The sequence below is a fragment of the Pseudomonas sp. SK2 genome, from assembly GCF_016772395.1.
Lineage (GTDB): Bacteria > Pseudomonadota > Gammaproteobacteria > Pseudomonadales > Pseudomonadaceae > Aquipseudomonas > Aquipseudomonas taiwanensis.
This window is the reverse complement of sequence record NZ_CP061944.1, coordinates 1,384,783-1,400,815: the sequence shown is the minus strand read 5'-3', so window position 1 is coordinate 1,400,815 and position 16,033 is coordinate 1,384,783. Positions and strand designations below refer to the sequence as shown.

The following is a 16,033-nucleotide window of genomic DNA, read 5'->3' as shown; positions in this document are numbered from 1 at the left end:
CATTAAACAGTCATCGGGTTGTCGTGAAATAAGAGGGCCGGGCGTGAAAACGTCCGGCCCTTTCACTTTCAGGAAACCGTCATGACCGTCGCCGAACAGCTCAGTGCCTTGAGCGCCATCTTGGCTCATCGCAGTATTCACAGCCTGTTCCAGCCGATCATCAGCCCCAACGATGGACGCATTTTCGGTCACGAGGCCTTGAGCCGTGGCCCGTCCAACAGCCCGCTGCATTCGCCCCTTAACCTGTTCACCATCGCCCGCCAGGCAGGCCGCCTGACCGAGTTGGAAGCCACCTGCCGGGAAAGCGCCTGCCGCCGCTTCAGCGAGCAGAACCTTGAAGGCAAGTTGTTCCTGAACATCTCGCCGGAGTCACTGCTTGAACCGCACTACCCGTCCGGCCGTACCCTCAAGCTGCTGGAACAGCTGGGGCTGTCGCCCAGCCGGGTCGTGATCGAGTTGACCGAGCAAACGCCCACCGATGACTTCCAGCTGCTGTTCAATGCACTGCACCATTACCGCGACATGGGCTTTTCCATTGCCCTGGACGACCTCGGGGCCGGTTATTCGAGCCTGCGGTTGTGGTCGGAACTGCGCCCGGACTACGTCAAGATCGACCGCCATTTCATCGACGGTATCCACTGCGACCCGCTAAAGCGCGAATTCGTCGGTTCGATTCTGCAAATCGCCCGCGCCTCGAAGGCGCAGGTGATCGCCGAGGGTATAGAACTGGCCGAAGAGCTGGCGGTGTTGATGGAGATGGGGGTGGACCTGGTGCAGGGGTATCTGTTGGGGAGACCGCTGGAGTTTGGGATGAAGGACAACCTGCCGGTGCCCTTGCACACGCGCCCGAGCGAACGCCCCAGCGTGAGCCTGAATGCGACGGTTGGGCAGATGCTCGATGCGTTCCGCCGCCATGCCCACCTTGAAACACTGGCGGTGCTCGATGGGGATGGCAAACCCTGCGGCCAGATTCATCGCAGTGTGATGTCGGTACCGACGATAGCGCCAGTACCGATACCTCACGCCTCTTCGGGGTAAGCGTACTCGAACACCCGAACCACCTCCGAGGCATGCCAGGAGGCTGCCTCCATCCCATCTACCGGTCCGGAAAACCGCCCCAGGCGCTCGACGCATTCGAAGAACCCGGTACGCGGCAGTCGGCTGGCGCCCTGGCTGATCACCAGCGAGCTGCGCAGCGGCTGCTCGGCGCGAGCATCCAGCACGGCCAGGTACTCGAGCGCGGCGGTCAGTGTCTGCATGGCCGGGCTGGGCAATTGCAGGCGCTCGATCAGGGCGCGGTAGGTGAGCAAGTGGCGCTGTCGTCGGGCCAGGTCAAGCTCGCTCAGCAGGTGATCCCAATTCTGGCGGCTGATCCTGACCTGACTCATGATGGCTCGCTCCAGCCGGCCACCCCCAGATGCCAGGCCAGAGCGCGGCGAATCGCAGCGTCTGGCTGGCGCTCTCCCGACTCGATCATGGCCAGATACGCCGGACTGACGCCGACATTACGGGCCAACTGCTCAGGTGCCAGGCCCTTGGCCTGGCGCAACTGGGCAACCTCACTGAAATCCGGCAGCCTGGCGCTCGGTTTGTCGTCCTCGCTGGCTGCGACGCTGGCGACCGCTGGCGCCTGCCCGGCGGCCTTGAGCAGCGCCTGATACTGCTCCCATGGAACGACTGCGTACTCGGGCTGACCGTCCCGGCTGATAACCTGAATACCCATTACAACCCCCTCACGTAGGATTACGGCATGTAATCCGTAGGCATAATCCTTATGCCAATTATATTACCAAGCTTGGGAGTCTGTGCAGATCAGGTTGATTTCAGTGCTTATTCCGTTCTAGGCGCAGCGCTTGCGGGGTATCTGGCAAGCGTTCGAGCACCCTCAGGCGCTCGGGTGACTGGCTGTCACGCCAGGCCTTGAAGCGTGCCAGCTCATCGGCCACGGTCTTGAGCACCCAGCCCAGCACGGCGATGTCGTCGAGAAAACCCACGCCCAGCAGCCAGTCCGGAATGGCATCGATAGGGCTGACGAAGTACAGCAGCCCCGCCACCACCGTGACCAAAGCCCTGGGACTGATAGCGCGATACTCGCCGCGCCACCAGGCCAGGCACAGCGACTGCAAGAGTTTGACGTCCTCACGCAATTGCCCCAGGCGCGGCCCCTTCCGGGCCACGGCGAACAGCAGCGCAGGTAACCGGCCACGGCTGAGCAGGCGCTCGGCCAGGGGCAGGAAACGGGCGAAATTCCAAGGTTCGCTCATGGAGCCTCCAACAGCGAATGGGTTATCCACATTTATTGTGGATAACCTTGTGAACAGGGCGAAGTTTCCGACGTCAGGTGCCCATGAGGCAAGGGCGGCACTCAGATCGGGCGTTTTTTACACAGTCGTTTCAGATCCGCAAACGATTTGCGTCAGACGCATCCCACTTCGTTCCCTCGCCTTTGCTCGGACCGTTCACCCGGCACGAGGTTCGCCCCCACTCAAACGAAAACGCCCCGTCAGGACGGGGCGTTGTTCGTAGCGCGAAGGCTCTTACTTGGCAGGCTCTTCAGCCGGAGCTTCCGGAGCCTCGCCTTGCGGCTGGTTCTGGTCCTTGATGCCGAGCAGTTCGAGGTCGAACACCAGCACCGAGTTGGCCGGGATCAGCGGGCTCGGGCTCTGTGCGCCGTAAGCCAGCTCAGCCGGGATGAACAGCTTGTACTTCTCGCCGACGTGCATCAGCTGCAAGCCTTCGACCCAACCTGGGATCACGCCGCTGACCGGCAGATCGATGGGGCTGCCACGCTCGACGGAGCTGTCGAACACCTTGCCGTCGATCAGCTTGCCTTCGTAGTGGACAGTAACCACATCGGTCGGCTTGGGCTGCGGGCCATCGGCTTTCTTGACCACTTCGTACTGCAGGCCGGAAGCGGTGGTGATTACGCCTGGCTTCTTGCCGTTCTCTTCGAGGAATTTCTTGCCAGCGGAGGCAGCTTCTTCACTGGCCTTGGCCAGGCGCTCTTCGGCGCGCTTCTGCAGCGCGGTGAAGGCTTCTACCAGCTCTTCGTCCTTGATGCGCTGCTCTTTCTTGCCGACGGCGTCTTCGATGCCGAGGGCAACGGCTTTCGAATCAAGGTCTTCCATGCCTTCCTGAGCCAGGCTCTTGCCCATGTTCAGGCCGATACCGTAGGAGGCTTTTTGTGCCGGAGTCTTCAGCTCGGGCGTGCTGGCCTGCTGGTCGCAGCCAGCCAGTACCAGGCCTACCAGGGCAACCGCAGCCGCCAGACGATGCTGTTTCATGCTATTTCCTTGTTCATGCGCCATGAGGGCAATCAGGGTAAAGCCGCGAGCTTAGCAGGCGGCCATGACCAATGGCTACCGGCATAAGAGCGGGTTTGGCCTTGGAAGTTCAGTGATTAAAAACATCTTCATCATGGGGGTGCGGTAAATGGCCAGTATTGACCCGTTGCACCGGTTCTGCCGGATTTTTATGGCGATATGTTTCCAGGGTTTCCGAGAGTGCTCGTCATCGGATCTGTAAGAGGGTTTGGTGCATCCGGATAACCGTAGGAGCGAGCGTTGCTCGCGATGCGCCGCCCCGGCGGCGCTCGATCTCAATGACGCTCAATACCTCCCGGCAAGCCTCAGGGATACTCACCCTCCCGATACTGCCCCGCCACCTCTCGCAACACCTCGCATACCCACTGCCCCGGCAGGCTCTGCGGCAAGGCGGCATTACGGCAGATGCCCACCGAGCCGCCCGGCTCGCGCACGCCCAGGTCGAGTTCGACCAGTTCGCCACGGCGCAGGTCAAGCAATACCGCATCGCGCGGTGCCACCCAGACCGCATCGCTACCCAGCAGATAACGCCGACTCAGCGCCAGCGACAGGGCTTCCAGGCGCTGGGCCGGCATCTGGATGCCGCATTGCACGAACAGGCTGTCGGCGTGCTGGCGGATGGTCGTGCCTGCCGGCGGCAACACCAAGGGATAACGCCCGACCTGCGAGCGCTCCAGCGGGGCTGTAGCCAATAGCGGATGGCCGGGCCGCACCACCAGGCTCATCGACTCGCTGTACAGATGCTCGAACGACAAGCCCTGGATCTGCGGGCTGTCGGTCATGCGCCCGACCACCAGTTCCAGCTCGCCCAGGTGCAATTGCCCCAGCAATTGCGCGCTGACCCCGGTAACCACGCTGATCACCAGCGCCTCGTGCCGCTGATGCAACCGGCACAGCACTTCGGGCATCAACAGCCCTTCGACCGTGGACAAGACGCCGATGCGCACCTGCGAAGGTGCCCGCGCCTCACCGCGAAGGCTGCTAACCCCATCGCGCAACGCCTGCACGCTGGGGCCTGCGTAACGCATGAAGCGTGCGCCGGCCGGTGTCAGTTCGACGCCCTGGCGGCTACGTTCGAACAACCGCGTTTCAAGCAGGTCTTCGAGCTCCTTGAGGGTTTTGGAGATCGCCGGCTGACTGATGGCCAGAATGTCGGCAGCCCTGGCCAGGCTGCCTTGACGGGCAATCTCCAGGAAACACAGCAGGTGGCGGTACTTGATGCGGGTATCGAGGTTCATGCGGCAAGCTTACCGCATTGACGAACGTAGATAACCCGCGAACGCCCCAGCGCAGCCAGCAATCGACCGTCAGGCCACCGCCAACTCCACCGCCTCACCGTTCAAGCGTGCCGGCCATACCCGCAACCGCTGGTCGTCGTCTTCCAGGCATCTACCGCTTTTCAAGCTGAAATGCTGCTTGTACAACGGTGCCGCCACCACCAACTCCCCCTGCAGGCTACCCACCAGTCCGCGGCCGATGATGTTGGCCCCGGAACGTGGGTCGCGGTTGTCCACGGCGTACAACGTCTGTACCTGGCCTGGCAGATAGAACAGCGCCACCTGGGCTCCGTCGAACCACACCACAACGCCGGAATCGGCGACCAGGTCATTGGCCTGGCAGACCGTTTGCCAGTTCGGTTGCTTGGCGACAGCAGCATTGGACAGGTTCATCAGACAGCCTCCTCGGCGGTGGGGATCAAATGCAACGGTGCGGCAGGCCGGCGCTGATCGCGTTCACGAACGAAATGCACGTCCGGGTCGGGCCGCTGGTCGTTGACGAAGGTACGGAAGCGCTTGAGCTTTTCGGGGTCGTTCAGGGCGTTGGCCCATTCGCACTCATACTGGTCGACCACATGCTGCATCTGCGCCTCCAGCTCGGCGGCCAGCCCCAGGCTGTCGTCGAGAATCACCTGCTTGAGGTAGTCCAGGCCGCCTTCCAGACTTTCGCGCCACACCGAAGTGCGCTGCAACTTGTCGGCGGTGCGAATGTAGAACATCAGCACGCGGTCGATCAGGCGCACCAATGTCTCGTCGTCGAGGTCGGTGGCGAACAGCTCGGCATGACGTGGTCGCATGCCGCCGTTGCCGCAGATGTATAGGTTCCAGCCCTTGTCGGTGGCGATCACGCCGATGTCCTTGCTCTGCGCTTCGGCGCATTCGCGGGTGCAGCCGGACACTGCGAACTTGAGCTTGTGCGGCGATCGCAGGCCTTTGTAGCGGTCTTCCAGGCGCAGCGCCATGCCCACACTGTCCTGCACGCCATACCGGCACCAGGTGCTGCCGACGCACGACTTCACCGTACGGGTCGACTTGCCGTAGGCATGGCCGGTCTCGAAGCCGGCGTCGATCAGCTCGCCCCAGATCAGCGGCAGTTCGTGCAACTGGGCACCGAACAGGTCGATACGCTGGCCGCCGGTGATCTTGGTGTAGAGGTCGTATTTCTTCGCCACCTGGCCAATCACGATCAGCTTGTCGGGGGTGATCTCGCCGCCCGGGATGCGCGGTACCACCGAGTAGGTGCCGTTCTTCTGCATGTTGGCCATGAAGGTGTCGTTGGTGTCCTGCAGCGGCACCAGGGCCGGGTCCATGATCGGCTGGTTCCAGCAGGAAGCGAGAATCGAGCCCACCGTCGGCTTGCAGATGTCGCAGCCGACAGGGCCCTTGCCATGGCGTTCGAGCAACTCATTGAAGGTGCGGATACCTTCGACGCGGACCAGACCGTAAAGCTCCTGGCGGGTGTAGGCGAAGTGCTCGCACAGACGCTTGTCGACGGTGACGCCACGGGCAGTCAACTCATGCTCGAAGACCTGCTTGAGCAGGGCCGCGCAGCCGCCACAACCGGTCGCAGCCTTGGTGCAACCCTTGAGGGCAGCCAGGTCGCTACAGCCGCTGTCGATGGCTGCGCAGACCGCGCCCTTGCTGACATTGTGGCAGGAACAGATCGTCGCGCTGTCAGGCAAGGCGTCGGCCCCAAGCGCTGGGGCGCCGGCACTTTGCGGCAGGATCAAGCCCGCGGGGTCCGCTGGCAGGGCAATGCCGTTCTGGGCGTATTGCAACAGGGTGTCGTAGTAACTGTTGTCGCCAACCAGCACCGCGCCGAGCACGCGCTTACCACTGGCATCGACCACCAGACGGCGGTAGGCGGCGGTGGCCTCGTCGATGAAGCGGTAGCTGCGCGACCCTGGGGTGGCGCCGTGGGCATCGCCGATGGAGCCGACATCGACCCCCAGCAGCTTGAGCTTGGTCGACATATCGGCACCGCCGAACTCGGCGGCCGCCTCACCGGTGAGCAGCGCCGCCAGATTACGGGCCATGCTGTAACCGGGGGCAACCAGACCGAAGATGCTGCCATTCCACGAAGCGCACTCGCCGATGGCGAAGATGCGCGGGTCGCTGGTGCGGCAGTGGCTGTCGATCACTACCCCACCGCGTGGGGCGATCTCGAGGCCACAGGCCCGCCCCAGGGCATCTTGCGGGCGGATACCAGCAGAAAATACGATCAGGTCGGTTTCCAGGTGTTCCCCACCATCGAAGTTCATCCGGTAGCGATAAGCCTCGCCGGCGCTGATCGACTGGGTGGCACGGGACAGGTGCACGCCCACGCCCAACGCTTCGATCCGTGCCTTGAGCGCAGCACCGCCCTCGCCGTCCAGTTGCACCGGCATCAACCGTGGGGCGAACTCGACAACATGGGCTTCCAGGCCCAGTGACTTGAGTGCATTGGCCGCTTCCAGGCCAAGCAGGCCGCCCCCCACCACCACGCCACGACGGGCACCGCTGGCGGCGGCTCGAATGGCGTCCAGGTCGTCGAGGGTGCGATAGACCAGTCGAGCATTGCCGCTGGAACCTTCGATCGGTGGCACGAAGGGATACGAGCCCGTGGCCAGGACCAGGTGGTCGTAGCCGTAACGGCCTTCGGCGGTGACCACTTCGCAGCGTTCGCGGTCGATCTGCAGCACCGCCTCGCCCAGATGCAGGTGCACACCGTTGTCGCCGTAGAACCCGTGTTCGCACAGGGCCAGGGTTTCGGCACAGCTGCCGCCGAAGTACTCGGACAGGTGCACACGGTCGTATGCACGCTGGCGCTCTTCGCCGAACACCCGCACCTCGAAGCGCGCCAGGGCGCCACGTTCGATCAGTTGCTCGACGCAGTGATGGCCGACCATGCCGTTGCCGACAATCACCACTCGCTCTCGTTGCCCGCCGTTCGCTGTTGCGTTCATAGCCGATCCTCGATCAAAAAAAAAGCGCCTGGAGCCGAAGCTCCAGGCGCCTTTGCCTGTACTCATCACGGTGGGCCCCTGATTGATCGCCGTTGATCAGTGGGGCATGTTGTGAAACGGATGTAGCAGGGAGTGTGCCAAATGCTGCTGGACCACTGCCGATGGGGTGACTGCGCTGGATTCATCGCCGTCAAGCCGGCGCCCACAGGTTCGGTGCGGTCTTCGCAGGCGCCGGCTTGCCGGCGATAAGGCATTGAAAACCGCACCACCGAAGTGCATCCCTCACCATCCCGGTGCAATCAATACACATCTCGCCGGTAGCGCTTGGCCTTGCTCAACGCTTCAACGTAAGCCTCCGCCGCCTCGTTGCTCATCTGGCCATGCACCGCCACGACCTCGCGCAGGGCGCCGTCCACATCCTTGGCCATACGCTGGGCATCGCCACACACATAGAAGTACGCCCCTGATTCAAGCCAGCGCCACACCTGCGCGCCTTGCTCACGCAGACGCTGTTGCACGTAGATCTTTTCGGCCTGGTCGCGGGAGAACGCGGTGTCCAGACGCAGATGCCCGGCTGCCACCCAGGCCAGCAGTTGCTCCTTGTAATAGAAATCACTGGCGGCGTACTGCTCGCCGAAGAACAGCCAGTTTTCGCCACAGGCACCGCGAGCCTCACGCTCTTCCAGAAACGCCCGGAACGGTGCGATGCCGGTACCGGGGCCGACCATGATCACAGGCGCGTTGTCGTCCTCCGGCAGGCGAAAGTGCTTCGATACCTGCGGGAAAATCGCCACCTTCAAGGTGTCCGCGCGGTCGGCGAGAAAAGCCGAGCAAACGCCCTTGCGCTGACCATAGCGTACGGTCGAGACGGTCAGGTGCACCTGATCGGGGTGAGCGGACGGGCTCGAGCTGATCGAATACAGGCGCGGTTGCAGTGGTTTGAGCAACTCAAGCCAGCTGGCCAGCGGTAAGTCCTGAGGATACTCGCGCAGCACATCGGCCAACTGCCGGCCCCACAGCCACTCCTGCAATTCGGCCTTGTGCTCCGGTTGCAACAGACGCTGCAAGGCCGGCTGGTGGCGACCGAATACCTGCAACTGCTGCGGCGTGACCCGCGCGATCTCCAGGTGCTGCGCCAGGGCCTCAACCAAGGGCATGGCGGGCTTCCCGTTGAGTTCGACCAACGCCTGGCCATCGAGGTGCATCAACGCCAAGAGCTCTTCGACCAATGCCGGGCAGTTGCGTGGCCACACCCCAAGGGCATCACCGGCCTCATAGGTGAAGCCACTGCCAGCGAGGTCGAATACCAGCTGACGGGTTTCCTTGCTGGCTCCTGGGGCATTGAGCACGCGGTTTTCGAGTAGGGTCGCCGACCATGGTCGTTGCTTGCTGTAGAGCGGCGCCGGCAGGGCTTCCCTGGCTGGTTCGAGCGTGGTGGCAGGCCCGAGCTCGGGCAGCAAGGCTTGGAGCCAGTTGGCGAAGGTTTCGTCGAAATCCGGCTCGCAGTCGACACGCGGCAACAGGCGTCGGCCGCCCAGCTCGGCAAGGCGCTGATCGAGCTTGCGGCCAAACCCGCAGAACTGGTCGTAGCTCGAGTCTCCGAGGGCCAGCACGGCATAGGGCAGATCGGCGCAATGCCCCCCCTCTTCGCCTTGCAACGCATTCCAGAACGCAGTACCGGTATCGGGCGCATCACCGTCGCCGAACGTGCTGGCAATCAGCACAACGCTCGCAGCGCCCTGCAACTGCCGTGGGGTGACCGCCTCCATGCAGTTCAACTGCACCGCCAGGCCGGCGCTGCGCAAGTGCCCAGCGCAACGCTCGGCCAGGGCTTCACCATTGCCGGTCTGCGATGCCCACAGCACTTGGTGCCGGGGGACATCGACCTGCGCAGGCGCCGACTGGGCGTAAAGCCCCGCCAGCAGCCCATCGACGAACAAACGTTGGGCCGCCGCCAGCGGCGCGTTGGCTGGCAGGCACGGCACCCCTTCAATGCGCGCCTGGTCCAGGCCGAGCAGGAAACCTTGCAAGTAGTGGCGCTCATCGTCGGCCAGAACCGGGGCAGGCAGCGCATCCAGGCCAAGCAGACGGGACAGCGTGGCGGTCGGCATGGTGGCGGGCTCCGAAGTGCGGGTGGCGGCGCCCAGGTCGAGGGCGTCGATGCGTTCACCGGCGACCCGCTCCAGGGCCACCGCGCAATGCTTGAAGGCCGGCTGCAGCGACAGGGGGTCGACCGCATCACAGGTCACGGCATTGATTGCCAAGTGCTCGCCGAACACATCGTTCCAGTGGAATGGCGCGAAACAATTGCCAGGCATGACCCGGTCACTGACCCGTGCGGGCAACACGGCTTGGCCACGGCGCGAGCGGATCGCCACTGGGTCCTTGTCGCGAATGCCCAGGCGCTCGGCATCTTCCGGATGCAGCTCGACGAAGGGGCCGGGCTCCAGCTTGTTCAGCGCCGGCACCTTGCCGGTCTTGGTCAGCGTGTGCCACTGGTGCTGCACGCGCCCGGTGTTGAGCACCAGGGGATAATCGGCATCCGGCAGCTCTGGTGCCGGCAGCCACGGCCTGGCGAAGAAACGCGCCTTGCCGCTGGGGGTAGGAAAAGCCAGTGCGGGGCGCAGGCCTTCGGCGTCGCTCACCAGGTGCTGGCTTCGACCGTAATTGAGGTAGCGCACTGGGCTGCGATCGCCCTCGTCGCCTGGCGCGCAGGGCCACTGGCGGGGGCTATGGCGCAGTTCGGGGTAGCCGATACCCCGCAGGTCGTAGCCTGTGGTGGGGTTCCAGAACTGGCGGATCTCCTCGTATACCGACTCGGCGTCGCGGTAGTCGAAGGCATGGGCATACCCCATGGCGCAGGCCACCCGGGCGATGAGTTGCCAGTCGGGCAAGCTCTGCCCCGGCGGCTCGACAGCGCGAGGCATGAGGGTAAGGTTGCGCTCGCTGTTGATCATCACACCCTCGCCTTCGGCCCAGAGCGCGGCAGGCAGGAGAATGTCGGCGTAGCGGTTGGTCTCGGTGTCGAGAAAGGCATCCTGGCTGATGACCAGTTCAGCCTGGCGCAGGCCCTCGATGACTTGCTGGCGATTGGCGACACTGGCCACGGGGTTACTGCAGATGATCCAGCAGGCTTTCACCTCGCCAGCCTTCATCTGCTCGAACAATGCCACCGTGCCCTCTGCACCTTCGCTGCGCAGGCTGCCTGGGGCCAGGCCCCATTGGTGCTCGACAAAGGCCCGATCCGCATCCACCAGTGCCGAGCGCTGCCCCGGCAGGCCCGGCCCCATGTAGCCCATCTCGCGGCCCCCCATGGCATTGGGCTGCCCGGTCAAGGAGAACGGCCCGCTGCCTGGACGACAGATGGCGCCAGTGGCCAGGTGCAGATTGCACAGGGCATTGCTGTGCCAGGTGCCGTGGACACTCTGGTTCAGGCCCATGGTCCAGCAACTCATCCATTCCCCGGCCGAGCCGATCCACTCGGCGGCCTGACGAATATCGGCTTGCGCCAATCCGGTGATGGCGGCAACGCGCTCGGGGCTGTAGTCCTCGAGGAAATCGGGCATTTCGTCCCAACCCTCGGTATGGCGGGCGATGAAATCCGGGTCGGTATGACCATTGCGGTGCAGCAGATGCAGCAGGCCATTGAGCAGCGCCATGTCGCTGCCGGGACGCACTTGCAGGAACAGGTCGGCCTTGTCGGCAGTGGCCGTGCGGCGTGGGTCGACCACGATCAGCTTGGCCCCGGCCTTGACGCGGTCAAGCAGGCGCAGGAACAGAATCGGGTGGCAGTCGGCCATGTTCGCGCCGATCACCAGGAACACTTCGGCATGCTCGAAATCCTGGTAACTGCCGGGCGGGCCATCGGCGCCGAGCGAAAGCTTGTAGCCGCTGCCGGCGCTGGCCATGCACAGGCGCGAGTTTGATTCGATATGGCGGGTGCGGATAAAACCCTTGGCCAATTTATTGGCCAGGTACTGGGCTTCCAGCGACATTTGCCCAGAGACGTACAGTGCCACGGCATCGGCGCCGTGCTGGTCGATGATGCCACGCAAACGCCCGGCGGCTTGTTCGATGGCGAGGTCCAGAGGGGTGCGGGCTGGCTCCTGGTTGCGCTGCTGGCGCACGAAGGCCTCCTCCATACGCCCGGCAGCGTTCAGCGGCACATGGGCGGTGAGGCCCTTGGTGCACAGACGACCGAAATTGCTGGGGTGCAGCTTGTCGCCACTGACCTTGCCGACCTTGCCATTGGCCACGCTCAACACAATGCCGCAGCCGACGCCGCAATACGGGCAGACACTGCGTACTTCGCTGCGGGTCATGGGTAGTCTCCTGTAGGCAGAAACGAAAAAGGCGCCGGCTGCCCCGAGCTTGCTTGGCAAGCGGGGGGCAACACGGCGCCTTTGTCGTGGAATGTCGGGGGCATCGACGTTGATGGCCCTCTAGGCAGTGGCTGAGCAAGTTTTGGGCCAGCTGGACCGGCACCATCGCCGGCAAGCCGGCGCCTGCCGGTATCGGCCAGGCAGCGCACCACGCGGTGGCGTGATCAAGCCCCGCAGCGCTATGCTGGGGCACTTTTCATCAAGAGCCGCTTCCTGTCCCATGTCCAAGGTGATCCTCAAGACGCCCGCCCAACTCGACCTGATGCGCAACGCAGGCCAACTGTTGGCGCAGGTGTTCGCCGACCTCGACTGTTTTATTCGCCCCGGCATTACCACGATGCAGATCAACGACCGTGCCGAGGCCTTCATCACCCAGACCCTCAAGGCACGCCCGGCCAGCAAAGGCCAGTACGGCTTCCCCTACTCGCTCAACACCTCGGTGGACCATGTGGTGTGTCATGGCATGCCCAAGGCGGAGGAGGTGCTCCAGGAAGGCTCGATCATTAATGTCGATATCACCCTCGAACAGGGTGGCTACATCGCTGATTCATCGAAGATGTACAGCATCGGGGCCATAAGCGACGAGGCCCGCCGCCTGGTCGACACCACCTATGAGGCATTGTGGAAAGGCATCGGGCAGGTACGCCCCGGGGCCACCCTGGGCGATGTCGGTCACGCCATCCAGGCCCACGCCGAGGCGGCGGGCTACAGCGTGGTGCGCGAGTATTGCGGGCACGGTATCGGCAAGCAGATGCATGAGGCGCCCGAAGTGCTGCACTACGGCCAACGCGGCATGGGCATGAAGTTGCAACCGGGGATGGTGTTCACCATCGAGCCGATGATCAACCAGGGCGGGCGGGGAACACGAACGCTGCGCGATGGCTGGACAGTGATTACCCGCGACCACACGCTGTCGGCGCAGTGGGAGCATACCGTGGCGGTGACTGAAAACGGCGTCGAGGTACTGACGCTACGGGAGGAAGAGCGCAATCGTTGAGACTGGCGAGGTGGCGATGCCGTCCAATAGGGGCAAATCGGCGGCGACACCTTCCGCCACGCCGATTCAGCCGGCGCAGAAACAAAAAAAGCGACCCTAAGGTCGCTTTCTTTGTGGCTTCCGGGTGTTCAGTGGGCCCTGGAAGCTGGAATATGGCGCAGCGGACGGGACTCGAACCCGCGACCCCCGGCGTGACAGGCCGGTATTCTAACCGACTGAACTACCGCTGCACTATACATCGAGTGGTGGGTGATGACGGGATCGAACCGCCGACCCTCTGCTTGTAAGGCAGATGCTCTCCCGGCTGAGCTAATCACCCTTTCGTCTCGGTGTGGCGCGCATTCTACGGATGACCTCCCACCCTGGCAAGCACTTTTTTCGACTTTTTTAAAAAAAATTTTCAGGCCTTTCAAAGACCTAGCAGCAGCTGGCTTTTCCTTCTCTCTATATAGCTACTGGCCCTATGACAGGGTTGGCCTGGGACCACCCCTCGGAGAATAATGCCCGCCTTATGCACTAAGGAGAGATTCCCCCTCATGTGGTTCAAGAACCTGCTGACCTACCGCTTGACCCAGGATGTCCCGTTCGAGCCCGAAGCGCTGGAAGCTGCCCTGGCCAGCAAGCCGGCCCGCCCCTGCGCCAGCCAGGAGCTGACCACCTATGGTTTCGTCGCGCCGTTCGGCAAGGGCGAGGATGCCCCGCTGGTGCACGTCAGCGGCGAATTCCTGCTGATTGCCGCGCGCAAGGAAGAGCGCATCCTGCCTAGCAGCGTGGTCAACGATGCGGTGAAGGAAAAGGTCGAAGAGATCGAGACCGAGCAAATGCGCAAGGTCTATAAAAAGGAGCGCGACCAGATCAAGGACGACATCATCCAGGCGTTCCTGCCACGCGCGTTCATCCGTCGCTCGATGATCTTCGCCGCCATCGCCCCGCGCCTGGGCATGATTCTGGTCAACTCGGCCAGTGCCAAGCGCGCCGAAGACCTGTTGTCGACCCTGCGTGAAGTCATGGGCTCGCTGCCGGTTCGCCCGGCGACCGTGAAGATCGCGCCGACCGCGACGATGACCGACTGGGTCAAGTCGCAACAGGCGGCCGAAGGCTTCTATGTGCTGGACGAGTGCGAGCTGCGCGACACCGCCGAAGACGGTGGCATCGTGCGCTGCAAGCGTCAGGACCTGACCGGTGAGGAAATCCAGCTGCACCTGAGCACCGGCAAGGTGGTTACCCAGCTGGCCCTGGCCTGGCAGGACAAATTGTCGTTCGTGCTCGACGACAAGATGGTGATCAAGCGCCTGAAGTTCGAGGAGTTGCTGCAAGAGCAGGCCGAACAGGACGGTGGCGACGAAGCCCAGCAACAGTTCGATGCCAGCTTCACGTTGATGATGATGACCTTCACCGAGTTCTTGCCGGCGCTGTTCGAGGCACTGGGTGGCGAGGAGATCCCACAAGGGGTCTGAGTCGCATCGACTGGCGGTGCTGGCCGGGAATTCAGTCTGGGTCAGTAGCGGCCCTATCGCCGGCAAGCCGGCTCCTGCAGGGGTTCGCAACACCTGCAGGAGCCGGCTTGCCGGCGATAGGGCCTGCAAAAAACAGCGTTTAACAGAACAAGGACCTGCCCATGCGTGCACTCGCCGCCCTCAGCCGCTTCGTCGGCAACACCTTCGCCCTGTGGGTACTGGTGTTCGCCTGCCTGGCCTTCCTGCAACCACAATGGTTCATCGCGCTGAAAGTGGCCATCGTGCCGCTCCTGGGTGTGGTGATGTTCGGCATGGGCCTTACGCTCAAGCTCGACGACTTCGCCGCCCTCGCTCGCCAGCCGTGGCGCGTTGCCCTCGGGGTGGTGGCGCATTTCGTGATCATGCCAGGCATGGCCTGGTTGCTTTGCCAGCTATTCCACCTGCCCGCCGAAATCGCGGTGGGTGTGATCCTGGTTGGCTGCTGCCCCAGTGGCACGGCTTCGAACGTGATGGTGTGGCTGTCCAAGGGCGACCTTGCCTTGGCGGTGGCGATCGCAGCGGTAACCACCCTGCTCGCGCCACTGCTCACCCCGGCGCTGATCTGGTTCTTGGCTTCGGCCTGGTTGCCAGTGTCCTTCATGGACATGTTCTGGTCGATTCTGCAGCTGGTGATGCTGCCGATCGTGCTCGGCGTGCTGGCCCAGCGCCTGCTCGGTGCGCGGGTCCAAGTGGCGGTACAGGTACTGCCGCTGGTGTCGGTGATCAGCATCGTGATGATCGTCTGCGCCGTGGTGGCAGCCAGCCAGGCGAAGATTGCCGAGTCCGGCCTGCTGATCATGGCGGTGGTGGTACTGCACAACAGCTTCGGCTACCTGCTGGGTTACCTCACCGGCAAGCTGTGCAAACTGCCACTGGCCCAGCGCAAGTCGCTGGCGCTGGAGGTGGGCATGCAGAACTCGGGGCTTGGCGCGGCGTTGGCTGCGGCGCACTTCTCCCCGCTGGCGGCAGTGCCGAGTGCGTTGTTCAGCGTTTGGCACAATATTTCCGGGGCGTTGCTGTCCACCTGGTTCCGCCGCCTGGAAGCGCCGAAGCCTGCGGTTGGAGACATTGAACCGGCCGGGAATTGACAGCGTGCCTGTGCCGACCTCGTCGCGGGTAAACCCGTTCACACAGGTTGTCTGCTGCAGTCGGACAGGGGGCGATCACGTCGGCACAGGCTTGCCCGGAACCGCGCAAATGTGCACTATAGTGCCCACTGTGAGGACGGCCTCACGACGCACCGCGTGACCATTCCGGGGACGGCCCCATCTTTCAAACGATGGAGACACACTCATGTCCTGGATCATTCTGTTCTTCGCCGGCTTGTTCGAAGTCGGCTGGGCGGTCGGCCTCAAGTACACCGACGGCTTCAGCAAACCCTTGCCCACCGTGCTCACCGTCGCGGCCATGGCCATCAGCCTCGGTCTGCTGGGGCTTGCGATGAAGGAACTGCCCCTGGGCACCGCCTACGCCATCTGGACCGGTGTCGGCGCAGTCGGCACGGTGATCGCTGGCATCATCCTGTTCGGCGAATCCATGGCTCTGGTGCGACTGGCCAGCGTGGCACTGATCGTCACCGGCCTGGTCGGCCTGAAGGTCAGCGCCAGCTGACC

At 63.4% G+C, this 16,033-nt stretch carries 13 protein-coding genes and 2 tRNA genes; 5 read left to right on the top strand and 10 right to left on the bottom strand.

Annotation, left to right across the window (positions count from 1 at the left end; genetic code table 11):
- Positions 1-81 precede the first annotated feature (81 nt).
- The gene (locus tag IF103_RS06225) at positions 82-1,038 is read left to right on the top strand and encodes an EAL domain-containing protein (RefSeq protein WP_027906888.1); all 957 of its coding nucleotides are present in this window, start codon (positions 82-84) and stop codon (positions 1,036-1,038) included.
- Here IF103_RS06225 and IF103_RS06220 read toward each other — a convergent pair.
- From IF103_RS06220 to IF103_RS06185, 8 genes are all read right to left on the bottom strand, one after another.
- Positions 1,020-1,388 carry a hypothetical protein gene (locus IF103_RS06220; protein WP_023379212.1) on the bottom strand — a complete coding sequence of 123 codons (369 nt, stop codon included), beginning with the start codon at positions 1,386-1,388 and terminating at the stop codon, positions 1,020-1,022. The genes IF103_RS06225 and IF103_RS06220 overlap by 19 nt on opposite strands.
- Complete coding sequence (locus IF103_RS06215) at positions 1,385-1,723, bottom strand: helix-turn-helix domain-containing protein (protein ID WP_023379211.1); 339 nt, start codon at positions 1,721-1,723, stop codon at positions 1,385-1,387. Before IF103_RS06215 ends, IF103_RS06220 begins: the two co-directional genes overlap by 4 nt.
- A gap of 100 nt (positions 1,724-1,823) precedes the next feature.
- Complete coding sequence (locus IF103_RS06210) at positions 1,824-2,264, bottom strand: YkvA family protein (RefSeq protein WP_202675939.1); 441 nt, start codon at positions 2,262-2,264, stop codon at positions 1,824-1,826.
- Between the two features lie 273 nt (positions 2,265-2,537).
- Positions 2,538-3,284: a BamJ family beta-barrel-assembly machinery protein gene (bamJ, locus tag IF103_RS06205; RefSeq protein WP_023379209.1), complete on the bottom strand. Its 747-nt coding sequence runs from the start codon at positions 3,282-3,284 to the stop codon at positions 2,538-2,540.
- 344 nt (positions 3,285-3,628) lie between these two features.
- A complete protein-coding gene (pcaQ, locus tag IF103_RS06200; protein ID WP_104882075.1) occupies positions 3,629-4,561 on the bottom strand; it encodes a pca operon transcription factor PcaQ in 933 nt (310 codons plus the stop codon).
- Positions 4,562-4,630: 69 nt separating this feature from the next.
- Entirely contained in the window at positions 4,631-4,993 is a 363-nt protein-coding gene (gene nirD, locus IF103_RS06195; protein WP_023379206.1) for a nitrite reductase small subunit NirD, read from the bottom strand.
- A complete protein-coding gene (gene nirB, locus IF103_RS06190; RefSeq protein WP_202675938.1) occupies positions 4,993-7,545 on the bottom strand; it encodes a nitrite reductase large subunit NirB in 2,553 nt (850 codons plus the stop codon). The genes nirD and nirB overlap by 1 nt, the downstream gene beginning before the upstream one ends.
- Before the next feature lie 299 nt (positions 7,546-7,844).
- Positions 7,845-11,867: a bifunctional nitrate reductase/sulfite reductase flavoprotein subunit alpha gene (locus tag IF103_RS06185; protein ID WP_202675937.1), complete on the bottom strand. Its 4,023-nt coding sequence runs from the start codon at positions 11,865-11,867 to the stop codon at positions 7,845-7,847.
- A 280-nt stretch (positions 11,868-12,147) separates the two neighbouring features.
- On the opposite strand from IF103_RS06185, the gene map reads away from it, so the two are divergent.
- Positions 12,148-12,924: a type I methionyl aminopeptidase gene (gene map / locus IF103_RS06180; RefSeq protein WP_104882077.1), complete on the top strand. Its 777-nt coding sequence runs from the start codon at positions 12,148-12,150 to the stop codon at positions 12,922-12,924.
- Between the two features lie 153 nt (positions 12,925-13,077).
- Here the strand turns inward: map and IF103_RS06175 are convergent.
- Positions 13,078-13,154: transfer RNA gene (locus tag IF103_RS06175), tRNA-Asp, on the bottom strand.
- A 13-nt stretch (positions 13,155-13,167) separates the two neighbouring features.
- Positions 13,168-13,243: transfer RNA gene (locus IF103_RS06170), tRNA-Val, on the bottom strand.
- A gap of 217 nt (positions 13,244-13,460) precedes the next feature.
- On the opposite strand from IF103_RS06170, the gene rdgC reads away from it, so the two are divergent.
- The 3 genes from rdgC (at position 13,461) to sugE (ending at position 16,031) form a co-directional block, all read left to right on the top strand.
- Entirely contained in the window at positions 13,461-14,381 is a 921-nt protein-coding gene (rdgC, locus tag IF103_RS06165; RefSeq protein ID WP_027906891.1) for a recombination-associated protein RdgC, read from the top strand.
- Between the two features lie 161 nt (positions 14,382-14,542).
- The gene (locus IF103_RS06160) at positions 14,543-15,508 is read left to right on the top strand and encodes a bile acid:sodium symporter family protein (RefSeq protein WP_023379201.1); all 966 of its coding nucleotides are present in this window, start codon (positions 14,543-14,545) and stop codon (positions 15,506-15,508) included.
- A gap of 205 nt (positions 15,509-15,713) precedes the next feature.
- Positions 15,714-16,031 carry a quaternary ammonium compound efflux SMR transporter SugE gene (sugE, locus tag IF103_RS06155; protein ID WP_023379200.1) on the top strand — a complete coding sequence of 106 codons (318 nt, stop codon included), beginning with the start codon at positions 15,714-15,716 and terminating at the stop codon, positions 16,029-16,031.
- Positions 16,032-16,033: the final 2 nt, after the last annotated feature.

Excerpts from the sequence above, each read along its gene's own strand:
- IF103_RS06160 (WP_023379201.1), top strand. The coding sequence starts at position 14,543 with ATGCGTGCACTCGCCGCCCTCAGCCGCTTCGTCGGCAACACCTTCGCC.
- pcaQ (WP_104882075.1), bottom strand. The coding sequence starts at position 4,561 with ATGAACCTCGATACCCGCATCAAGTACCGCCACCTGCTGTGTTTCCTG.
- IF103_RS06185 (WP_202675937.1), bottom strand. The coding sequence starts at position 11,867 with ATGACCCGCAGCGAAGTACGCAGTGTCTGCCCGTATTGCGGCGTCGGC.
- IF103_RS06225 (WP_027906888.1), top strand. The coding sequence starts at position 82 with ATGACCGTCGCCGAACAGCTCAGTGCCTTGAGCGCCATCTTGGCTCAT.
- sugE (WP_023379200.1), top strand. The coding sequence starts at position 15,714 with ATGTCCTGGATCATTCTGTTCTTCGCCGGCTTGTTCGAAGTCGGCTGG.
- nirB (WP_202675938.1), bottom strand. The coding sequence starts at position 7,545 with ATGAACGCAACAGCGAACGGCGGGCAACGAGAGCGAGTGGTGATTGTC.
- rdgC (WP_027906891.1), top strand. The coding sequence starts at position 13,461 with ATGTGGTTCAAGAACCTGCTGACCTACCGCTTGACCCAGGATGTCCCG.
- nirD (WP_023379206.1), bottom strand. The coding sequence starts at position 4,993 with ATGAACCTGTCCAATGCTGCTGTCGCCAAGCAACCGAACTGGCAAACG.
- IF103_RS06215 (WP_023379211.1), bottom strand. The coding sequence starts at position 1,723 with ATGGGTATTCAGGTTATCAGCCGGGACGGTCAGCCCGAGTACGCAGTC.
- IF103_RS06210 (WP_202675939.1), bottom strand. The coding sequence starts at position 2,264 with ATGAGCGAACCTTGGAATTTCGCCCGTTTCCTGCCCCTGGCCGAGCGC.
- map (WP_104882077.1), top strand. The coding sequence starts at position 12,148 with ATGTCCAAGGTGATCCTCAAGACGCCCGCCCAACTCGACCTGATGCGC.
- IF103_RS06220 (WP_023379212.1), bottom strand. The coding sequence starts at position 1,388 with ATGAGTCAGGTCAGGATCAGCCGCCAGAATTGGGATCACCTGCTGAGC.
- bamJ (WP_023379209.1), bottom strand. The coding sequence starts at position 3,284 with ATGAAACAGCATCGTCTGGCGGCTGCGGTTGCCCTGGTAGGCCTGGTA.